18 protein-coding genes are annotated in these 21,277 nt (G+C 36.9%); 4 read left to right on the forward strand and 14 right to left on the reverse strand.

Features of this window, described 5'->3' with window-relative positions:
* Window positions 1-8: 8 nt before the first annotated feature.
* The 7 genes from parE to HF964_RS02360 all read right to left on the reverse strand — a co-directional run bounded on the left by parE (window position 9) and on the right by HF964_RS02360 (window position 9,303).
* Window positions 9-2,048, reverse strand: coding sequence for a DNA topoisomerase IV subunit B (gene parE, locus HF964_RS02330; protein ID WP_168721430.1), 2,040 nt, complete (start codon window positions 2,046-2,048; stop codon window positions 9-11).
* Between the two features lie 231 nt (window positions 2,049-2,279).
* On the reverse strand, window positions 2,280-3,398 hold the full coding sequence (gene rpoD, locus HF964_RS02335) for an RNA polymerase sigma factor RpoD (protein ID WP_168721431.1): 1,119 nt from the start codon (window positions 3,396-3,398) through the stop codon (window positions 2,280-2,282).
* Window positions 3,399-3,418: 20 nt separating this feature from the next.
* Window positions 3,419-5,275 carry a DNA primase gene (dnaG, locus tag HF964_RS02340; RefSeq protein WP_168721432.1) on the reverse strand — a complete coding sequence of 619 codons (1,857 nt, stop codon included), beginning with the start codon at window positions 5,273-5,275 and terminating at the stop codon, window positions 3,419-3,421.
* A 307-nt stretch (window positions 5,276-5,582) separates the two neighbouring features.
* Window positions 5,583-6,389: a DNA repair protein RecO gene (recO, locus tag HF964_RS02345; protein ID WP_168721433.1), complete on the reverse strand. Its 807-nt coding sequence runs from the start codon at window positions 6,387-6,389 to the stop codon at window positions 5,583-5,585.
* A gap of 27 nt (window positions 6,390-6,416) precedes the next feature.
* A complete protein-coding gene (locus HF964_RS02350; RefSeq protein ID WP_168721434.1) occupies window positions 6,417-6,866 on the reverse strand; it encodes an acetyl-CoA carboxylase biotin carboxyl carrier protein in 450 nt (149 codons plus the stop codon).
* Between the two features lie 3 nt (window positions 6,867-6,869).
* On the reverse strand, window positions 6,870-7,337 hold the full coding sequence (locus HF964_RS02355; protein WP_168721435.1) for a PTS glucose transporter subunit IIA: 468 nt from the start codon (window positions 7,335-7,337) through the stop codon (window positions 6,870-6,872).
* 1 nt (window position 7,338) lies between these two features.
* A complete protein-coding gene (locus HF964_RS02360; protein WP_168721436.1) occupies window positions 7,339-9,303 on the reverse strand; it encodes a cation:proton antiporter in 1,965 nt (654 codons plus the stop codon).
* A gap of 329 nt (window positions 9,304-9,632) precedes the next feature.
* Between HF964_RS02360 and HF964_RS02365 the strand changes: the two genes are divergently transcribed.
* Window positions 9,633-10,268, forward strand: a complete 636-nt coding sequence (locus tag HF964_RS02365) for a hypothetical protein (protein WP_168721437.1) — start codon at window positions 9,633-9,635, stop codon at window positions 10,266-10,268.
* A 104-nt stretch (window positions 10,269-10,372) separates the two neighbouring features.
* Here HF964_RS02365 and topA read toward each other — a convergent pair whose 3' ends face one another.
* From topA to HF964_RS02380, 3 genes are all read right to left on the reverse strand, one after another.
* Entirely contained in the window at window positions 10,373-12,544 is a 2,172-nt protein-coding gene (gene topA / locus HF964_RS02370) for a type I DNA topoisomerase (RefSeq protein ID WP_168721438.1), read from the reverse strand.
* Between the two features lie 123 nt (window positions 12,545-12,667).
* On the reverse strand, window positions 12,668-13,537 hold the full coding sequence (gene dprA, locus HF964_RS02375; RefSeq protein ID WP_168721439.1) for a DNA-processing protein DprA: 870 nt from the start codon (window positions 13,535-13,537) through the stop codon (window positions 12,668-12,670).
* A gap of 93 nt (window positions 13,538-13,630) precedes the next feature.
* On the reverse strand, window positions 13,631-14,626 hold the full coding sequence (locus HF964_RS02380) for a YeiH family protein (protein WP_168721440.1): 996 nt from the start codon (window positions 14,624-14,626) through the stop codon (window positions 13,631-13,633).
* Between the two features lie 117 nt (window positions 14,627-14,743).
* Here HF964_RS02380 and HF964_RS02385 point away from each other — a divergent pair, with 117 nt between their 5' ends.
* Complete coding sequence (locus HF964_RS02385) at window positions 14,744-15,562, forward strand: LysR family transcriptional regulator (RefSeq protein ID WP_168721441.1); 819 nt, start codon at window positions 14,744-14,746, stop codon at window positions 15,560-15,562.
* A 45-nt stretch (window positions 15,563-15,607) separates the two neighbouring features.
* On the opposite strand, the gene HF964_RS02390 is transcribed toward HF964_RS02385, so the two are convergent.
* Window positions 15,608-15,940 carry an SMR family transporter gene (locus tag HF964_RS02390; protein ID WP_168721442.1) on the reverse strand — a complete coding sequence of 111 codons (333 nt, stop codon included), beginning with the start codon at window positions 15,938-15,940 and terminating at the stop codon, window positions 15,608-15,610.
* A 112-nt stretch (window positions 15,941-16,052) separates the two neighbouring features.
* A complete protein-coding gene (lepB, locus tag HF964_RS02395; protein WP_168721443.1) occupies window positions 16,053-16,670 on the reverse strand; it encodes a signal peptidase I in 618 nt (205 codons plus the stop codon).
* Between the two features lie 379 nt (window positions 16,671-17,049).
* Here lepB and HF964_RS02400 point away from each other — a divergent pair, with 379 nt between their 5' ends.
* Window positions 17,050-17,313 carry a hypothetical protein gene (locus HF964_RS02400; RefSeq protein ID WP_168721444.1) on the forward strand — a complete coding sequence of 88 codons (264 nt, stop codon included), beginning with the start codon at window positions 17,050-17,052 and terminating at the stop codon, window positions 17,311-17,313.
* On the opposite strand, the gene HF964_RS02405 is transcribed toward HF964_RS02400, so the two are convergent.
* Window positions 17,273-18,130 (reverse strand): zinc-binding dehydrogenase, encoded by an 858-nt coding sequence (locus HF964_RS02405; protein ID WP_168721445.1) that lies wholly within the window; start codon window positions 18,128-18,130, stop codon window positions 17,273-17,275. The genes HF964_RS02400 and HF964_RS02405 overlap by 41 nt on opposite strands.
* A gap of 181 nt (window positions 18,131-18,311) precedes the next feature.
* Between HF964_RS02405 and HF964_RS02410 the strand changes: the two genes are divergently transcribed.
* Window positions 18,312-19,685 carry an aldehyde dehydrogenase family protein gene (locus HF964_RS02410; protein WP_168721446.1) on the forward strand — a complete coding sequence of 458 codons (1,374 nt, stop codon included), beginning with the start codon at window positions 18,312-18,314 and terminating at the stop codon, window positions 19,683-19,685.
* 185 nt (window positions 19,686-19,870) lie between these two features.
* Here HF964_RS02410 and HF964_RS02415 read toward each other — a convergent pair whose 3' ends face one another.
* Entirely contained in the window at window positions 19,871-20,932 is a 1,062-nt protein-coding gene (locus tag HF964_RS02415; RefSeq protein ID WP_168721447.1) for a hypothetical protein, read from the reverse strand.
* Window positions 20,933-21,277: the final 345 nt, after the last annotated feature.

The following is a 21,277-nucleotide window of genomic DNA, read 5'->3' on the forward strand; positions in this document are numbered from 1 at the left end:
TATTGTCTTTAATCTTGCCAACTAGTAATCATCGGCTCGTTATCTTCTAAATCAAGTTCAACTTCCGTTATTTTAGCTGTAGGCGCCGTTTCATTTAACGTTGGCGTAGTATCAAGAATTGAGTCTTCCTCATTCAAGTTAAAAGCCACATTTTCTTCAATCCATTTACGCCGTGGTTCAACCTTATCACCCATCAAAGTTGTTACTCGTTTTTCAGCTAACATAGCATCATCAATCTTGACACGAATCAACGTTCGCGTTTCAGGATCCATGGTTGTTTCCCATAACTGATCAGCATTCATTTCACCCAGCCCTTTAAATCGTTGAAGAGCATACCCACGACCAAAAGTGGCCTCTTTTTGGGCCAATTGTTCATTCGTCCAGGCATAATCAATCTTTTGTGATTTACCTGTGCCTTTCGATAACTTATAAAGAGGTGGTAAAGCAATGTAAATACGACCAGCTTCAATCATTGGGCGCATGTATTTGTAGAAGAAGGTTAAGAGTAATGTTTGAATGTGGGCTCCATCATCATCGGCATCAGTCATAATAATGATTTTACTATAGTTAGCATCATCAATATTAAAGTCTGCCCCAACAGAAGCTCCAATCGTGTAAATCATTGTTGAAATTTCTTCGTTTTTCAAAATATCTGCTAACTTAGCTTTTTCGGTATTCAAAACCTTCCCACGTAAAGGTAGGATTGCTTGGAATTTTCGATCACGCCCTTGTTTGGCTGATCCACCAGCAGAATCTCCTTCGACAAGGAATAATTCGTTTTTTGCCGCGTTCTTTGATTGGGCTGGTGTTAATTTTCCTGATAGTAAGCGTTCTTGTTTCCCGCGCTTTTTACCACTACGACTTTCATCCCGTGCTTTACGTGCTGCTTCTCTTGCTTCTCTTGCTTTTAGGGCTTTACGAATTAAGGCTTGCCCAAATTCACCATTCTCCATTAAGTAGAAGCTTAGTTGTTCGTTTACAACTGTATCAACAATTGAGCGTGCTTCAGGTGTACCAAGTTTATCTTTAGTTTGTCCTTCAAATTGAAGAATTTCTTCAGGTATCCGTAATGAAATAACTGTTGAAAGCCCTTCACGAACATCAGAGCCTTCGAGATTCTTATCTTTTTCTTTTAATAAGCCAATTTTACGTGCATAGTCATTAAAAGCTTTTGTCCAAGCAGAACGGAAACCAGCTTCATGAGTTCCACCATCTGGCGTGCGCACGTTATTAACAAAAGATAATGTAGTTTCAGTGTACCCATCATTGTATTGAGCAGCGACTTCAACTTCCACATTTTGACTAATACCATCAAAGTACATTACATCGCCAAGGGTTTCTTTATCTTCATTCAAGTATGAAACAAATTCTTTAATCCCATCTTGATAGAAAAATTCTTCATGCCGTTCTTGGTTGTTACGTTCATCAGTTAATGTAATCTTGATATTTTTTAATAAGAAAGCTGATTCACGTAAACGTTCGGCTAACGTATTAAAATTGTAAACCGTCGTTGAGAAAATCTTTGGATCAGGTTTAAACGTTAATGTGGTTCCTGTATGTTCCTTAGTCTTACCTAGGTTTTCAAGCGTTCCAACTGGTGTTCCACCATTAACAAATTCCTCTTGATACTTTTGACCATCTCGAACAATAGTGACAGTTAGTGCTTCACTAAGTGCATTAACAACTGAAGAACCTACCCCATGGAGTCCACCGGAGGTTTTATAACCGCCTTGTCCAAACTTACCACCGGCATGCAAGACCGTCAAAATAACTTCTGGCGTTGGTTTACCAGAAGCATGCATACCAACTGGCATACCACGACCATGATCGACAACGGTAATTGAGTTATCAGCATGAATCGTTACGGCGATTGTATCACCATAACCAGCTAAAGCTTCATCGACTGCATTATCAACAATTTCATATACTAGGTGGTGTAATCCACGTCCGTCTGTTGAACCAATATACATCCCAGGGCGCTTACGAACTGCTTCGAGGCCCTCAAGGACGGTAATGGAATCTTCTGAGTATTCAGGTTTTTGAGCCATTTAGATTCCCTCTTTCATTTAATTAATCTTTTTAATTTTATTTTATTTATTCGTATCAGACAAGCTAATAAGGTTAATTTAAATGTCTTTTACTAAACTAGCTTACACTTTTTTATGACACTCGTAAATAATATGACTGCAATAATAGTGAGTTTGTAATAAACAGTACAATCAAAAAACCGGCAGACTCAGGTGAATCTACCGGATTTTTAATTAATTATTGATATTCAATTAGTCCATAAAATCCTTCAATTGCTTAGAACGTGAAGGATGGCGCAATTTCCGCAAGGCCTTAGCTTCAATCTGACGAATTCGCTCACGCGTAACCCCAAAGACTTTCCCGACTTCTTCAAGCGTGCGTGTTCGACCATCTTCAAGACCAAAACGTAAGCGTAGTACGTTTTCTTCACGATCTGTCAAGGTATCTAGCACGTTTTCAAGTTGTTCTTTCAACATTTGGTAAGCTGCTGAATCAGCTGGTGAAGTTGCATCTTGATCTTCAATAAAGTCACCAAGGTGTGAATCATCCTCTTCCCCAATTGGTGTTTCTAATGAAACTGGTTCTTGAGCAATTTTTAGAATTTCACGCACTTTTTCAGTTGGCATATCCATTTCAGCCCCAATTTCTTCTGGCGTAGGTTCACGTCCTAAATCTTGCAGTAATTGCCGTTGAATTCGAATTAACTTATTAATTGTTTCAACCATGTGTACTGGAATCCGGATTGTGCGGGCTTGGTCAGCAATGGCACGGGTAATGGCTTGACGAATCCACCAAGTTGCATATGTTGAGAATTTGAACCCTTTCCGGTAATCAAACTTTTCAACAGCCTTCATAAGTCCCATATTACCTTCTTGAATTAAATCAAGAAATTGCATCCCCCGACCAACATAACGCTTCGCAATTGACACGACCAATCGTAAGTTAGCTTCAGCTAATTCTTGCTTAGCAATTTCATCACCTTGTTCAATCCTTAGGGCAAGAGCAACTTCTTCATCCCCTGTAAGCAATGATACTCGACCGATTTCTTTTAAGTACATACGAACAGGATCGTTAATTTTAATTGATCCAGGAGCAGTATCAGCTGCAGCTAACTCTTTTTTAGTAGGAGTCGCTTTAGTCTTTTTTAAAACGTGTTCTGAAGGGTTACCATGTTCATCAACAATTGAAATCCCTGCATCTTCAACCTTTTCAATCAAAACATCAAGTTGTTCTGCATTAAGTTGATGCTTTTTGGCAATTTCGTTTTCTAAAGTATCATAATTAATTTCTTTAGTCGTTTTGTATTCCTTAATTAAAGCTTTTACATCAGTGTCAAATGCTTTTTGGTCAAACTCTTTCTTTTCAGCCATATGGGCCCCCTTATCGGTTTCTATTGCTGTGCGTGCTGTTGCCGAAGCAATATAATGTATTCATTAGTTAGTGTCACGAGCAACTCATTATTCCCTAGTTGTTGTGCCTCACTAATTTGTTGCAATTTTTGTTTTATCTGATCGACTAATGGTGTGACATGCATAATCTGATCTATAAGCTGCTTAACAGCTGGTAACGATGGTTGTGAAATCATTACATCATTTTCAAGGTCTGTCAATACACGTGCTAAATTAGTATCATTAAGATAATCTAGGAATAATCCTAAGTCATATTGATGGTGAGTACTCCAATAGCCTTGAGCAAGTAAAAATAATGTTTCATATTCAAGCTTAGTAAAATGAAAATCACTAATAGCCGTTACTTCTTGCCAGACGTGCCAATCATGAAGCATCCATACTAATAAAGTCCGTTCCGCACGTTCTGTTCGACTACGAACCTTAAGTTGTGGTTCTGGTAAACTAGTTGCTGCTTTTTGACCATATAAATTGCTATTTCGTGTGTTTTTGTATCCTGTAGCAGCTGAACTGTTAGCCATTGGCATCTGTTGTATCAAATGCTTGAGTTGTTCATGTAAACTAGTTGCGCCCACATTAAATTCTTGTGCTAATTGATTAACCTGCAAATCACGTTCAAGTGGATTATCAACAGTTGCCAGCATTTTTAAAACTTCATCTAAGTATCCAAGCTTTTCTGCCTCATTAGCTAGATTACGTCCTTGCTTTAAGTACCGCATTGCAAATGTCACAGGCGTTTCTAACCCATGGGTAACAGCATTAGTAAATTCTTGCTTCCCATATTTACGCAAATACTCATCTGGATCAAGCCCATCTGGTAGATTGATAATTTGAATACTTAGTGCTGGAGCAACTTGATTGATCAAATCAATGGCCCTTTTTGTTGCCGCTTGTCCTGCAGCGTCACCATCATATGCAATTAAAATGCGATTAGCAATACGACTTATCTTTTTGACCTGTTCAACAGTTAAAGATGTCCCCATAGAAGCAACACCATTTTGGACACCAGCAGAAAAAGCAGCAATTACATCCATAAAGCCTTCAAATAAAATAATATCCTTACTACGCTTAATGGGATTCTTAGCTAAGTCAAAATTAAACAACTCCTGACTCTTGTTAAACAAGACACTTTCAGGTGAATTAATATACTTTGCTTGTTCATCATGAGTTAATGAGCGTCCTGAAAAAGCAATTACCTGGCCATTACTATTACGAATAGTAAATAAAACGCGGTTGACAAAACGATCTCTTAAAGAACCATCTTCATTTTCAATAAACAGTTCACTTTGTCGTAGTAGTTGATAATCAACGCCTCGTTCTTGGAAAAATGGTAAAAGCAATGGTTCCTTTGGGGCATATCCTAAATGAAATAAATCTAAGGTATCATCATCAAGACCCCGTTGATGTAAATAATCCAAAGCATCTTGTCCGGCACTAGTATTCATCAGCATATGATGATATAACTTAGCGGCTTCTGCATACAAATCATATAAAGCAGCATGTTCGTTAGCAGGCTTATTACTATTGGTGCTTTCAACATATTGTTGATCAATCTCAATATGTGCGATCTTAGCAACTTCAAGGACGGCTTCTGGGAAAGAAAGATTCTTCATTTCTGTTAAAAATTGAAAAACGTTCCCCCCACGACCACATGAAAAGCAATGAAAAATCTGTTTTTGTTCATTAACTGAAAATGATGGTGTCCGTTCATCATGCCATGGACATTTACCAAATAAATTGCGACCTTGTTTATGAAGTTGGACGTATTCACTAACGACATCTGTAATATTAACGGCTGTTCTAACTTGGTTAATAACATCTTCTGGTATCCGTGTAGCCAATCACCATCACCAACTTTCTTTTTAAAGCCATTAAAAGTCGTGCCCAAAAATAGGACACGACTTACTTAATTTTCAACTTCAATAATCATTATAGCAACATCCCCTTAATTTGTCTATTATTTTTGTCAAGGGGTTGACAATTCTAATTAAAGCTATTTAATAGGCATGTTGTATATAACAACCAAACTAACAACCTATTATTATGTAAACTAAATATGCTATTCAACATCAATATTTACTTAATAAAAAACACCAACTTAACCGTTTAGCTACATAATGTTATGTTTACATATAAGTTGGTGTTTTATTATTGTTGCTCATTGTTAGGTCCTACTTTAGGTTTGCGACTTGCAATTAAAGCTTGCTGCCATGTATCCATTTGTTCAATAAAGCTCCGTGCTCTAACGTGGATCCCCACTGTATTGTCATAGATTAAATCAATGACACGTTGTAACTCAACTTTAGTTTCTTGATGTACATTGATTGAATTAACTTGAGTTATGTCAATGTTGCTAAATAAACGCAAATAATACAAAGCTTTTGGCGTCATATTTAATCGATGCCGGTCAGTATTAAAATGTTTGCTACATAGTAATCCATGATATTTATCAGAAAAATCCATCTCATCGGTAAGTTCACCACACATAACACACCCTTGTAGTTGCAATGGCACTCCAAAATCTGGTAGTAACTTCAAGGCAATAATTTGACTAATCACCTGGGGATCAAAATGATCATTTAACTTCGCAAATGCCGCTAAAATCTGATCAAACCACCCCGTAATAATTACACGGTCTTCAAACGCTGCATCAATTAAACTCAAAATATACGTTGCATAGGCATTTACTTCGATATCTTCATTCAATAAGCGAAAGTGTGTTGCTTGCTTAGCGGTATTTAAAAACGAAAGACCAGTTGGATTCAACCGGCCTTCGTAAGTAGCATACGTATATGGTAAAGTCTCACTTGCTAACGCATAACTAGGACGTTTACCATTTTTCAGAAAAAACATCCGTTTGCCTGCTTCACGGGTTAACACTTTGGTTAAGACGTCAGCTTCACGATAATTTTTGCGATACATTACAATGCCAGTAAAAGTATCATTGCCACTCATGCTTAACCTCCTAAATAATTTAATTTTTTAATCAACTGCAACCGTATAGAGCACTTGACCGTATTCAACCGTCTGCTCGGGTTTAACATTAATACTAATAATTGTGCCGGCAACCGTACTTTTAATCTCCGTCATCATCTTCATCGCTTCAATCAAAGCAACCGTTTCACCGACCTGGATCCGTTGACCAACTTGTTTAAACATCGCTTGATTAACTGTTGGTTGTAAATAGACTGTCCCAACGATTGGGGCAATAATATCCTCTGTTTGCGTCGTGGTACTAGCCTGTTCACCATTGACAATGGCTTGTGAATCAGGGATTGGCACATCCCCTACCTTGTCGTTATTATTTACTACCGGGGCTGGGCTTTCAAGTTTGCTAAAATACAAATGACTTTCTGCGTCATCTAAGCGTAGTTCCATCAAAGTACTAGCATCAAATTGTCCTAGTAAATCGCTAATTGCTTTTAAATCCATTAGTTATTCTTCATGCGCTCCTTTTAAATTCAATTTACCTATTATACCACCTGTTTGATAATTTCCAGGTGTAAATTCAATGATTGTGGCCTGTTGGTCCAAATTCAAAAGGGCTACTTCCTGCACAACATCTAGGTGGGCTTTAGTTACTTGCTCCCAATCAATCTTTGCTAGGGGCGTATTGGCAGCTAAAACATCCCCATCTTTAAACATATATTTTACTGGCGTTTGCGCCATTCCCGCAAAATTTAAGCCGATATGGATTAACCAACGCCCAAATGCCGTTTGAATTTGAATATTATGGTCGTTTTGTTGATAGTACGTTCCGGCAATGGGACTGACTAATTGAGCATCCGTTGGCCAAATCACCACTCCTTGACCTAAAGCATTACTGCTAAATAGACTCTCGGTTGAATCTTGACTTAATTTAATCAAACCACTAACTGGTGCCACGATGCTTGTTGGTTTCATCCTAGACCTCCCCATCTAATAAACCGGCTTCAAATTGGACTAATTCAGAACTTGAAACTTGTTCTGACAGTTCCTTAGCTAAGCCTTGTGAAATTTTATTATTACTCAATTGATTTTGTAAATATTGATATTCAAATTGAAATGCTTGAACATAGGCATCGTTAAGTTGTGTTTGCATATCTTCAGTAATCGTCCGTTGAGCATATTGGCTCCAACGACGAATGAAAATATGATGAACCATCGCAATTTCTTCACGATTTTGTGCTGTACGCTCTTCGTCTAAGTACGTATTTGTTGCTTCCGTTAAAATTTCCTTAACCTGATCTAATAACTCATGGTGTTGAGCTTTTATTTTGGCAACGCGCTCCGCAAAATCTGGCATGCTTTGAATATGCTTAATTCTACGTTTTGTAAACCAAACCCGTTGTGCCATTGCCCATAAACCATGAAATAAATGGCCATGCTTATATTTAACTAATAGGCGTTTCGTGATTTTATTGGCCTCAGGTGGTAAAATGCCAGCGTGCACGGCCGCATCAATCGCATCAGCATTCGCTTCATTCATTCCCTCAATCAAGCGTAATAATTCCTTTTGATTACCAGTAAAGAAACCATTTTGCGAACGCAAGTTATCTCGGACCATTGTTTGAATCCGACTATCGTAATCTTCATCATTTAACCGATTTAACGCATAGTTAATCATGCTAGCCCGGGTGTGCTTTAATTCTGCTTGTGTAAAAGCAAGTGATTTGGCTGGTAACACTAGCGGAAAGACTACCGCTGGTACTAATAAACTAAGCACAATAACTGCTGCGGCAATGAAAATAATTTCAGTTCGAAATGGAAACGCACTTTGTCCGAGTTGTAATGGCAAAGAAAAGGCCATCGCTAAGGTCATTGTCCCGTGCACACCACCTAAACTAAAAAGCCACGATTCACGGCCGTGCCAATTATGACCAGCAAAATTAAGTCGCACAAACATAAAGCGAACAAACAGCATCATTGCATAAATCAAATCAGCAATAAATAAACACAATGGTATTAATGCCACCGATGTTTGTGTCATTGAAATAACCACATTTGGTAACAATAATCCTAAAATAACAAACACGAAGCCATTTAATGTATCACTTAAAATCGTCCACACTTCTTTATTGACGACTTGTAGACGCGTTGATGTCAAACGTAACCGCGCTTGTTGGTAAGCATGTAACATTCCTGTCGCCACCACCGCTAAAATTCCTGATACCCCGACATGTTCAGCTAATAAATACACCGCAAATGGGGTCAAAATACTCAACGGTACTAATAACGTCGCTTCACCAAGGTTATGGGTTAGTAAGCTTAATCGTAACCACAGAAGTAAGGAACCAACCACACAGCCGACCAATAAACCGCCAAAAAAGACATAACCAAAGTTCAACAAACCTGCCCCCAATGAAAAATGATTGGTTGCTAAAACTGTCAATGCAATGTCAAAAACCACAATACCTGAGGCATCATTAAATAACGACTCAAATTCTAAGCTTTGCATTACATCAGTTGGGACTTGCCGTGAGATGGTAACTGACTTTACGGCCACCGCATCCGTTGGGGTCACAATGGCACTTAAAGCAATTGCCAATGGTAATGTAAAGACCCCAAATCGCCAATTAAGCACAAAGCCAATCACGACAATCGTAATAATTGCTAAGATCACTGCCACCGCAAACGTTGATTTAGTTTGCTTGACGAGTTCGCTTAACTTTGTGTTTTGACTATCATTAAATAGCAGTGGTGCAATAATAATTAATAAAAATAGCTCAGGTTGCATTTGAAAATGGGCAAGTGGCGGAATCAGGCTCAAAAGCATCCCTGCTGCAATCTGAATAAATGCCAGCGGAATCCACGTAATGAGCTTTCCAATCACATTTGCAATTAACCCGGTAACCATGATCATAGTGATCATTAAAAATATTTCCATCATGTTCTCCTTATGTTGTTTAGGAATATTATAACAGAGTGCTATTTATTGCGTTAAAATACCGTCGAATACTAGCAAGGGAACGTTATGATCTAAGTGATATTGCGTATATCAGGTGGTATTTGCAATAAATGGCACGTTTTAACTGAGTGTGTGCAACTTCGATAAAAGCTGAGGGATAGCTCAACGAGAACGCATGTTCGTACATCGTAAAAAAGGTCATTTTTACAGCTAAATTGCACCTTTTTGTTTATGTATCCGCTTACAAAAATGTTAAAATTAATTAATAGTAATTTTACTATTAATTAATTGACCTAATAGGGGGTGTAGCAATGCTTCAATTTGAAAAAAGTACCAATTTTACTGTAGATTTAGCTGGTGAATTCTATCCCGAAAATGCCAAAAAACGCATGGGGACGAAACCTAATTATCTACGAGATTCAGCCGTCACTGTTTTGACGTTTGGGACAATTGTTAAAGGTATCGATGCCACAATACCACACGTTAGTATCCAGCCCAATGAACTAACAATCTACCATGTAAACGATCAAACACCTAAGACCATTGCGCTCAATCCTGAACACGTGACTTTACACGTTGGAATTTTACGAGCAACTGGTAATGCTTTGTCCCAAGGGGGTAGCTTGAACATGGGCGGTCTTGGTAGTCGTCTACAAAATACGTATACCACGTATCTGGAAATTCAAACTCCAGACCAAACCATTAGCTTACGGGTTAGTTCCCTCCGCTTATACCTTGCAATTGCCCAAGGAGCATTGGCTGATTGGGGTTGGCAAGTGATTGATGATCTCAAGTTATTCCCGGAAGCTCAAAATTATTCCTTGGAAAATTACCGCGATTTTGAACAATTTTTAAATGATCCTGAAAAAGGCTTCACCGCTTATACCCAAGCAGCCGATTATCCAGATGTCATTAATTACGATGGTTCACAAATTTTACCCAATTAGTAACACAATACGATGCCTAAACAAATATCCCGACTGAATTTTAAAATTCAGTCGGGATATTTTAGTTACATGCTATTGCTAAACGTGCTTATTATCGTGCCCATTTATTTTTGTACGTCTTCTTCATAATCACCATTTGGACAAATAACTTGCTTACCACCCTTAACCTTCTTTTCAACTAAGAAGTGACCATCATTTGGACAGTTACGATTCAATGGTTTATCCCATGATGTAAAATCACAATCAGGATAACGTGAACAACCATAGAAAATCCGATTCCGGCGTGATTTACGTTCAATAACTTGTCCCTCATGACAGACCGGACAAACCATGCCAATTTCCTTAACGACTGCTTTAGTATTTCGGCAATCCGGGAAGCGTGAGCAAGCATAGAATTTACCAAAACGACCAAGTTTAACAACCATTGGCGCCCCACAAATATCACAATCAAAACCAGCCATTTCATCTTTCATGGTGATTTTTTCCAGGTTTTCTTCGGCTTTATGCACTTCTTCTTCAAACGGACCAAAGAAATCACTAATGACTTTTACCCATTGCTCTTTACCAACTTCAACATTATCAAGTTGTTCTTCGATATTGGCCGTAAATTTAATATCGATAATGTCCGGGAAGAAGTCTTTGATCACATCTTCAACAATCATCCCCAATTCAGTTGGTTCAAAGCGCCGAGCTTCCAACTTAACGTAATTCCGTTTTTGAATTGTATCCAAAGTTGGCGCATACGTTGATGGGCGCCCCACTCCATTTTCTTCAAGTGCTTTGATTAATGCCGCTTCAGAGAATCGGGCTGGTGGCTGTGTAAAGTGTTGGGCCGGATCAATTTTACTTAATTGCACTGCATCCCCAATTTCAAGATCAGGTAAGACATTATCTTTTTCCTTGGCTGAGGCATATGCTTTAGTAAACCCAGCAAACTTAGTCTTAGAGCCATTTGCACGGAACGTTACGCCATTTTGGGCAATCGTAACAGTCATGGTATCCAAAATTTCAGGGGTCATTTGACTAGCCACAAAGCGTGACCAAATCAATGAATACAATTTGAATTGGTCATTAGTTAATTTATCTTTAACTGAATCCGGTGTCCGTAAAACAGAAGTTGGCCGAATCCCTTCGTGGGCATCTTGGGCTCCTTCTTGTAATTTTACTGAGCGGGGATGACTAGCGGCATATTCTTCACCATATGCGTCATGAATAAATTGGGCTGCTTCTGCTTTAGCCCCCGCTGAAATCCGCGTTGAGTCCGTCCGCATATACGTAATTAATCCAACCGTACCTTCTTTACCACCCAAGTTAATACCTTCATACAATTGTTGGGCCGCCATCATGGTTTTGCGTGTCCGGAAATTCAATTGTGTATTAGCCGTTTGTTGCATTGTTGAAGTTGTAAATGGTGGTTGTGGTTGGCGTTTACGTTCTTTTTTAACAACGTCAAGCACTTCAAAGTCGCCTTGTTGATCAAGTTGTTGCAAAATTGCTTGCACTGCAGCGTTATCTGGAACCGCAGTTTTCTTACCATCTAAGCCATAGAAAGTTGCTTTAAATTTAGTGCGGTTTTTCTTAAATTCACTATCAAGAGTCCAATATTCTTCTGGTTCAAACGCTTCGATTTCACGTTCACGCTTAATAATTAAATCTAACGCAATTGATTGTACACGGCCTGCTGAGAGGCCTTTTTTAACTTTTTTCCATAAGACTGGTGAAATTGAGTAACCAACAAGGCGGTCAAGAACCCGCCGTGCTTGTTGAGCATCAACTAGATCCATGTTAATTGCCCGCGGGGTTTTAAAGGCATCTTTAACGGCATCTTTAGTGATTTCGTTAAAGACAACCCGATTTTTATCTTCTGGATTTAAGCCAAGTAGATAACTTAAGTGCCAAGCAATTGCTTCCCCTTCACGGTCCGGGTCACTTGCGAGAAAGACTTGTTTAGCTGCTTTAGCTTCTTTACGGAGACCTTTAATAACATCCCCTTTACCGCGAATTGAGATATATTTAGGCTCGAAGTTATTGTCGGTATCAACACCCATCTGTGACTTTGGTAAGTCACGCACATGCCCCAAAGATGCTACTACTTTATAGGTACTTCCGAGATATTTTTCAATTGTTTTGGCTTTTGAAGGTGATTCCACAATTACCAAGTTCTTTTTGCGTTTAGTTGTTTTTTTAGTTGTTTTTTTTGATTTTTCTGCTTTAGTAGCTGTTTTTTCACTAGCTTTTTTGGCAGTTAACGTTGTTTTTTTAGTCGTAGTCGCCATGAATGCTCCTAGTATTTATTTTATATTTCGACTTTCAAAATAAATTGGTCATTTAGCACGATAACACACCAAAGCGAAAAATGTCAAAAATAATCCGTGCTTATTGCAAAATAATTCCTTAATTTAAACATTATTTAGGCGCATTTCCTTTAAAATATCTCCACCAACCATCACACACCCGGCTCCAGCTGCAATTAATTGGTTACACCCCACTGACATCGGGGCATTAATTGGACCAGGAACAGCTAAGACATTGCGATTTTCTTGTAATGCAAGATTAGCTGTAATTAAACTGCCTGAATTTTCAGCCGCTTCAATCACAACCGTTGTCTGACATAAACCAGCAATAATACGATTACGAGCGGGAAAATGATATTTTCGTGGTCCCGTCCCCACTGGATATTCACTTAAAACAATACCCGTTTGTGCAACTAAATTTTGTAATCTTTGGGAACTTTTAGGGTACGCAATATCTAAACCAGTCCCAATAACACCTATTGGGACTGCTCGTTGTTCGATGCACTGTACATGCGTATAATAATCTATCCCCATTGCCAAGCCACTAACGATTCCAATACCGGCAGCTTGCAATGGCCTAATTAAGCACGATAAAACTTGGCGGCCGTATGCAGTAGCCTTACGTGCACCAACTAACGATACTAATGGTAACTGTAGTGCACGTAAATCACCATCATAATAAATAATAACTGGTGGCTGAAAACTTTCCTTTAGTAATAATGGATAAGCAGCATCACTGATAGCTAAATATGGATATTGTTGTTGCATTTGTTGTTGCTGTTGAACACTTCCATAATATTGCTTTCCTTTTATTGCTTGATTATCAGATAAATTAAGTAACTGACAGATAAAACTCCAATTTAATGGTAGCGATATTTGGGGATGATTTTGAATCCATGTAGCTAAAAAAGTTAACTGTTTTTGATTTAATCCAGGTGTTAAACTTAACTGCAGTAAAAATTCACGTATTTCCATTTACTTGATCCCTATCATTTAATTTTTAATAAAGTACGTAAAAAAGGGCAGTCTCCATCATGAAAACTGCCCTTTTAATATAGAAATAAATTATTAAAATAATACTTTAATTAAAATTACTGCTAATAAAATTTGGAATACTCCTGTAGTAAAGCCATAGCTTAAGAATCGTACACCAGAGTCTTTAATTGTCTTAAATTTCAAATTCAAACCAATTCCAGCTAAGTTGACAATCCCAAAGAAACTAGCGATTTCTTTAGCACTTCCGGTTAGTATATGAGGAAGTGGCAAAAAACTATTAATTAGTAGGAAAACAACAAAGACTATAATAAACCAAGGTACATTAAATTTTTTGGCTTGATTCATTATCTTAGAGTTAGAGGCTTTTTTTTGTGCCATACGTGCAAATACTAAGACAACTACTGTTAACATAATGATTCGAAGCATTTTAAAAATTGTTGCATAAGTAACAACTGTCGGATTAATTAAAGCTGCGGTTCCTACAACCTGACCAACTGATTGAACAGTTCCACCAACTAATGCTCCTAATAAAACATTATTATGGCCGATTAAATGTGGTCCTAATAATGGCAAAACCAACAAAAGTAATACCCCAGTCAAACTAACAGTGGCAACAGTAGTTCGACGTTGGTCATCATCTGCACCAATAACTGGGGCTACCGCAGCAATTGCGCTTGAACCACATACCGCATTCCCTGCTCCCATTAGCATGGCTGATTCACTTGAAACTTTAAATAAGCGCTCACCCATGAATAAGACCACAGCAATGGTTAAAAACATTTGAATTAATATAAAAGCAATCCCATTAATACCTAAGTTTTCGATTGTCTTAAAAGTAACGGTTAATCCAAGTAAAGCAATTCCAATCTCGATGGGATACTTTTCAGCCCATTTCATTCCAGGAGCAAAACGCTTATTAGTAAAAACTGTATTTCCTAAAATTATTCCTAGTAGCATAGCAATTGATTCTGCACCCAATTGAGGCAAAAAAGTCGCCAAAAATTTTGAAATAACAGATAATATGAGCGTTACTATAATCCCTAAAATCATTGTGCGTTTAATTTTCATTTAATTAAACCTTCTTTCTAACTAACTTATATTTTATAGTGTAAAATGCAAAGTAAGATTTGTAAAATTTATTTATTTAATACAATCAATCAGTTTTTTTAATATGAAGGATTTAATATGTTTAGACTTTTAACAACTTTTATTACTGTATATGAAACTAGGAATTTTTCCAACGCAGCTCGTCAGCTGTTTATTTCCCAGCCAACAGTTAGCAATCACATTCAGCAATTAGAAACTCATTTTGATACACAATTGTTTATTCGTAATGGCCATAGTGAGGTCATTCCAACTGAAATTGCACGAAGAATTTATGATAAAGCACTTAAAATTATGAACGATTGGACTGCTGTAGAACAAGATGTTTTAAGCCATCATGATCCTAAAGTTCCATTTAAAATTGCAGTATCGCATACAACTGGGGCTATTTTTTTACCTAAATTAATTCCATTTATTCTTGAGCAAGATATAAATTTCGATATTCAAGTTCAAATGCATAATTCTGATCAAGTTCTTGAATTATTGAGTCAACATCAAATTGATATGGGTTTAATTGAAAAACCTATCGTTAATAATAATGTTGTTAGTCATATTATGATGCTCGATCAATTAGTTTTAGCTGGAGATTTGGGAAATAAATTGTGGCTTGTTCGAGAAGCTGGATCTGGGGTTTATCATTTCACACAACAATATTTTAAAGCACAACATTTGCGTCCAGAAAAGCAAATAATGATTGCAAATAACGACATCATCATGGCTCTTTTGAATGCTGGTATTGGTAAATCAATTGTTTCATTAAATGCTCTACCTAAAGACATCCCCTATCAGGAACTTGATGAAACATTTAATCGTAACTTTTATCTGCTTACTAGTCGTGATAGTAAGCATCCAATGATTATGAGCACTCTTAACAAAATTATTGCTAAATTCAGCCTTTAACTTCAAAAAAGCACTGATAGAGTTATCCCTATCAGTGCTTTTTTCTCATCCATGACTTGGTGCGTATAAGTTAAGTAAAACTACGCCACACACAATTAACATTAATGCTAAATAAACTTGCCATACGAAATGCGTATGATACACCACCAGATCTAATACTGTCAAAATGACAATCCCCACCGCTGACCATATTGCATACGCGATACCAGTTGGAATTACAGTTAACGATTGGCCTAACGAATAAAAACTAACACAGTAAAATACAATAATTCCTAATAATAACATCGGATTGAAGCCTGAAGTTGTTGCGTTGATCCGCAATAATGATGTTGCAATTAGTTCTGAAATAATTGCAATTCCCAACGAAATATAAACCATAAATGTACCTCAATTTAAGTTATTTATTAAACCATACCATTTTATTTAGTTAAAAAGCCATCAATTAATTAAAAAAATAAGACGAGAAGATTCCCTCCCGTCTTATCTTATCTTAGTTTGCTTGATAACTATTAATAATTTGGTGGTGTGCTTGCCAAGGAAAGGCTTTAACAACCCCTAAAATTTGATCTCTAGGTACTAATCCCCAATACCGACTATCATTTGATACTGAGCGATGATCACCCATTACAAAGTAATAACCCTTTGGGATAACATTATCGCTATTAGCTTTAAAAGTCCATTTATGTGCAGTTGCTAATGAAGTTAACGTGAAACCAGGAAATGATTGGCCTAACATATTTAGTGTACCAGCATTTTGTTGGTCTTTGCTAATATAACTTTGTGAAGCCTGCTTATTGTTGATAAATAATTTACCATCAGCAGAATATCGTATTGAATCACCAGGTAAACCAATCACACGTTTGACATAATCGATATTTTGATCGTTAGCTTGCGGATCAACTTTTTTTGCATCGAAAACAACAACCGAGTCATGTTTGATTTGCGCCTTATGTAACAATACCAATGATTGTCGGTTTTGCAAGTTAGGTTGCATTGAGGTACCATCAACCTTAACGACTGATAAAAAGTTATCTTTAACAAAGAATGCGATTGCAACCCCAATAACAATTGGAATTACCCATTCTAATACCTTCTTTAATCCTTTCATCAATAACTCCTTTATGATGATTTATTGCATGCTTTATTAATATATATTAAATTAACACAACAGTAACTATATCATACCATATCCCATTAATAATACACGCCATCCATTTCAAAAGACGGTATTTACTTATGTAAAATTAGATGTTTTATAAATTATTTATTAATTTTGGAAAATAAAAAAGACCCACACATGTAGGCCTTGGAATGAAAACTTTAATTAATTCTATGGAGTTATCAAAAGATATTATTTTGACTCCTACATATTACCACTTCGTGAAAGCGTTTACAATATATTTTTATAACACCTTATTGCTTTTAAAAGTAGTTTGACAAGGTTTATTTCTTTTTGTATGCTTTGATTAATACTGGGGGATTATGCAATGATTAATTTTGAAGATACAATCTTTTTTTGTTTGTTAGGATTGGGTCTTTTTATTGGCCCTATTTTAAAAGTTAATTCCACCACTGAAAAACTCTTACCATACCGTGGTGAGATTTTAGGCAGCATTGGCTGTCTGTATTGGTTTAGCGTTTTTGGTTTAACTGGTTTCAGCTCTCATCTTGGTTATCCGTCTGCAATTCTTGCAATGGCGGCATCGATAATTAGTGGCGAGCTATTTGGAGATTATCATAGCAAGCGATAAATTCTGCGATTAAATTAGCTTTGTATTCATCGCTACGTGGTGATAATAATGTACCGATTATACTAATCCTTTTATCAGCTATTTTTCGTAGATCCAATTGCTTTACACTACTACCACCTAGCGTACTAATTAAAATATGGCGCCCATCAATGGCTACACAAGTTAAATTTTGTTGAAAGTATGGTGCACCGATAAAATCTAAGATAACATCAGCACCATGTTCATTATAATCCAAAACAGCCGTTGCAAAATCAGTTGTTTGATAGTCAATTACTAAGTCGGCACCAGCGTCGTAACAAGCGGTATGCTTACGTTGACTTGCGGTTGCAATCACATTGGCATGTCTAAGTACTTTAGCAAGTTGAATTGCCGCTAACCCTACCCCACTAGCACCTGCATGAATTAACACGTTTTCCCTCTCTTGTAATTTAGCTAACCAAATTAATGCTTGATAGGCTGTTAGATAATTCTCTGGAATTGCAGCAGCTTCAATATCAGTTATTGTCGATGGTAGTAATAATGCTTGGTTAGCAGGAAGACATACTTGTTCTGCATAACCACCTGTACTAACAATCCCACAAACCCTTGACCCAGGTTTAAATTTTGAATTATCGCTATGATTTTCTAAAACAATTCCTGCAAATTCAATTCCTAAAATCAAATCATCGGTAGCTGTCGTTAGTCGATTTAAATCCAAGCGATTAACACCATTTGCTGTAACTTTAATTAGTAATTCACCCACTTTAGGCTGGGGTTGGGCCACTTGAATGATGCTATTTCCCACGTTATTTAAACTTTTTTTAGTGATTGCCTGCATATTTTTGTGTTCCTTCAGAATATAATTATTAGCATTAAAATAGCATAATTTTTACTGTAGTAAAACTATAATCACTTAACTTGGTTTTATCTTTACAAATACACTACAACCAATTCAATCACTTTATCTTACAGAAAGAAAGTGAAATAATGGAACCATACTAGGATGGGAGGATATTATTGTGAGTTATCAAGCAGTTAATCCATTCAACGAAACATTAATTAAAGAATTTTCCAATGCTTCCAATCAAGAGGTAGAAGATGCCTTAACTCAAGGTTATGAATTCTACCAAGCAAGTAAATCACAAGCCGCAAGTGAACGTGAACAATTATTAAGTCAACTCGCTGATGAATTCGAAAACAATAGCGAATACTACGCTAAATTTCTTTCGACCAATATGGGTAAACTAATTGGTCAGGCTCGTAACGAGGTCAAAAGCAATGTTGCAATTGCCCGTTACTATGCTCAACACGGTGCTGAATTTATTAAACCAAAAACTTTCCCAGATGTTGATAAAAGTAAAGCTTACGTCGAATACCAATCAACTGGAATCGTTCTTGCTGTTGAGCCATGGAACTTCCCATACACACAAGTTATGCGGGTAGTTGCTCCTAATTTTATTTTAGGTAACGCCGTCGTCTTAAAGCATGCTGGCATTGTCCCAGAATGTGCCAGTGCATTTGAAGAAGCTTGTCATAAAGCTGGTTGGCCAAAAGGAGCTTTTAAAAATCTTTTCCTTGACTATGATCAAGTTGATGCTGTTATTGCTGATTCACGAGTTCAAGGAGTTGCTTTGACCGGTTCTGATGGTGCTGGCCGTAAAGTTGCTGCTAGTGCAGGTAAATATCTAAAACAATCTAGCATGGAGCTAGGTGGGACTGATGTCTTTGTTGTTTTAGCAGATGCTGATATTAAACGTGCAGCCAAAGAAGCCGCTGAAGCTAGATTAACTAATGCCGGACAGGTATGTACAGCTGCCAAACGCTATCTTGTTGCTGCTGATATTTATGATCAGTTTTTAACGCAGCTTAAAGCTGAATTTGACACTTACAAATTAGGTGATCCGCTTGATGAAAATACCACACTTGCACCACTATCATCTAAAGCTGCCCAAAAGAAACTTTATGAACAAACTGAGAAGGTAATTGCCGGAGGTTCTCAAGTGCTTTACGGTGAACTAACTGATATTAGTCAACCGGGTGCTGGCTTCACCCCAATGATTTTAACGGGGATGACTACTGATAATCCTATGTATGATACTGAATTGTTTGGCCCAGTTGCTCAAATTTATAAAGTTTCTAATGATGACGAAATTGTTGCAATAGCCAATAACTCAGAACACGGTCTTGGTGGCGCTATTTATGCAACTGATATTGACCATGCACGTCGGCTTGCGAGTCAAATCGAAACTGGTCAACTATCTATTAATCGCCGAATGGCCTCACATAGTGAAGTACCCTTTGGTGGAATTAAAGACTCCGGCTACGGTCGTGAATTAAGTCATTATGGAATCGAAGTCTTTGCTAATATCAAGGCTATCACCTACAATGATTGATTTTTGTTATTTACAAATATGTTTTGACATAACTATTTCATAGTGCTAATTTAATTACAAAGTGCGTTCCAAAAGTTCGCTATATAAAAAATACGACAGATGCCACCTTGAAGAATTTCTTTTCAAGGTGGCATCTGTCGTATTTGTCACAGCTCTTTTTAATTACATTAAATTACTAGTAACTCTTAACTAACTAGAATTTTATCAATATTTTTCATATCAAAGTACAATATATACATATCTTCTGGCATCATTTCTTCTGGATTAGCCTTGAGTACAACTAATGCTTCCACAAATTTGCTATTCGCTACATCATCAAGGACAAGATTATCTTGTAAAATAATCTGTAAACTAGTTTTATTACCAAATACTGCCACACGACCATCCGGAGCCAGCAAACGTCGCAATTTTGCTAAATTAATATAATTGTCGCTGTTACGGCTAGGCCAAACTCGTTGACGGCCAGCTAACTGCATTTGATTATGCTGTGCAGTGTGTGTATATCCAAGATTAATTAATCCATAATCACAATTTTGTTGATCAGGAAAAATTGCAGTTGTTCGGTCATTGCGTTTTATATGCGTAATAGAAACGCTAGTACTAAATTGATATAAATTGCTAAAAAATTGAGTTACATCATCATTTGTATCATACATTACAAAGCTACTAGTTTTCCCACCTAAAATCAATTGTGGAGCACCGGAGCCACAATTTTCAACATATAGCTTTACATGTTCTTGTAAGCCATAGAAGCGAACAAGTTCATCAATTACTGGTAACGGAACATAGTTGGCATGTACATTGATAGCTTCGATAGCATCATTAACATATGTATCATACCAATCGTGCAACACCGTAATCAAGTCTTCAATTTCAGTTATATCATCAATTTGCTTAATACAATCAATAAAAATAGCTTGAATACCCGGATCATATTCATCGAGTTCATTAAAGAAATCACAAATTGATTCGAACAGTGGTTCATTTTGAAATTCATGTGCCAATTTCTTTGCTATTTTTGTAATTAAAGGGATACCACTATTTATATCTAGGTCAGCATACTCTGCAAAAAAAGTTGCAAATAGCATTGATGATTGCATTTTTGCGGCTGGTCCATTAATAAAATTACGTAAATATTGCTTGATAACTAATAATGATAAGTTCATTTTGATTATGTACTTACGCTGAACTTCACGGTCCTCTATATATGGTTCATCAAATTGCCGATTAATACGTTGATCAATCATCTATTATTAAATCCTCATTCGTTCGTTTTATTTGTAATTGGTTACCAATCCCAAATACGCTTATCTACAATCATACCATTATTCATTAAATCCAAAAAGAACGTAAAAATAGCAAATAGCAAATACGTAGTAACATCAACAAAAACAAGCTTACACCTTGAGAGTGCAAACCGATTTTACTAGCATTCCAACGGTCTAAATCATAACAATCTTTAGCAAATTTTTGTGTAATTTCTGCAACTAAAAACTGTTTAGCGATTAACGTTCTGAAAAAAGTACGTAACACATGTTTACGTACTTATGTTTTTTCAAATTATCTTCAACCGCATCTGTTAAAACGGTATT

The organism is Periweissella fabalis (genome assembly GCF_012396505.1).
Lineage (GTDB): Bacteria > Bacillota > Bacilli > Lactobacillales > Lactobacillaceae > Periweissella > Periweissella fabalis.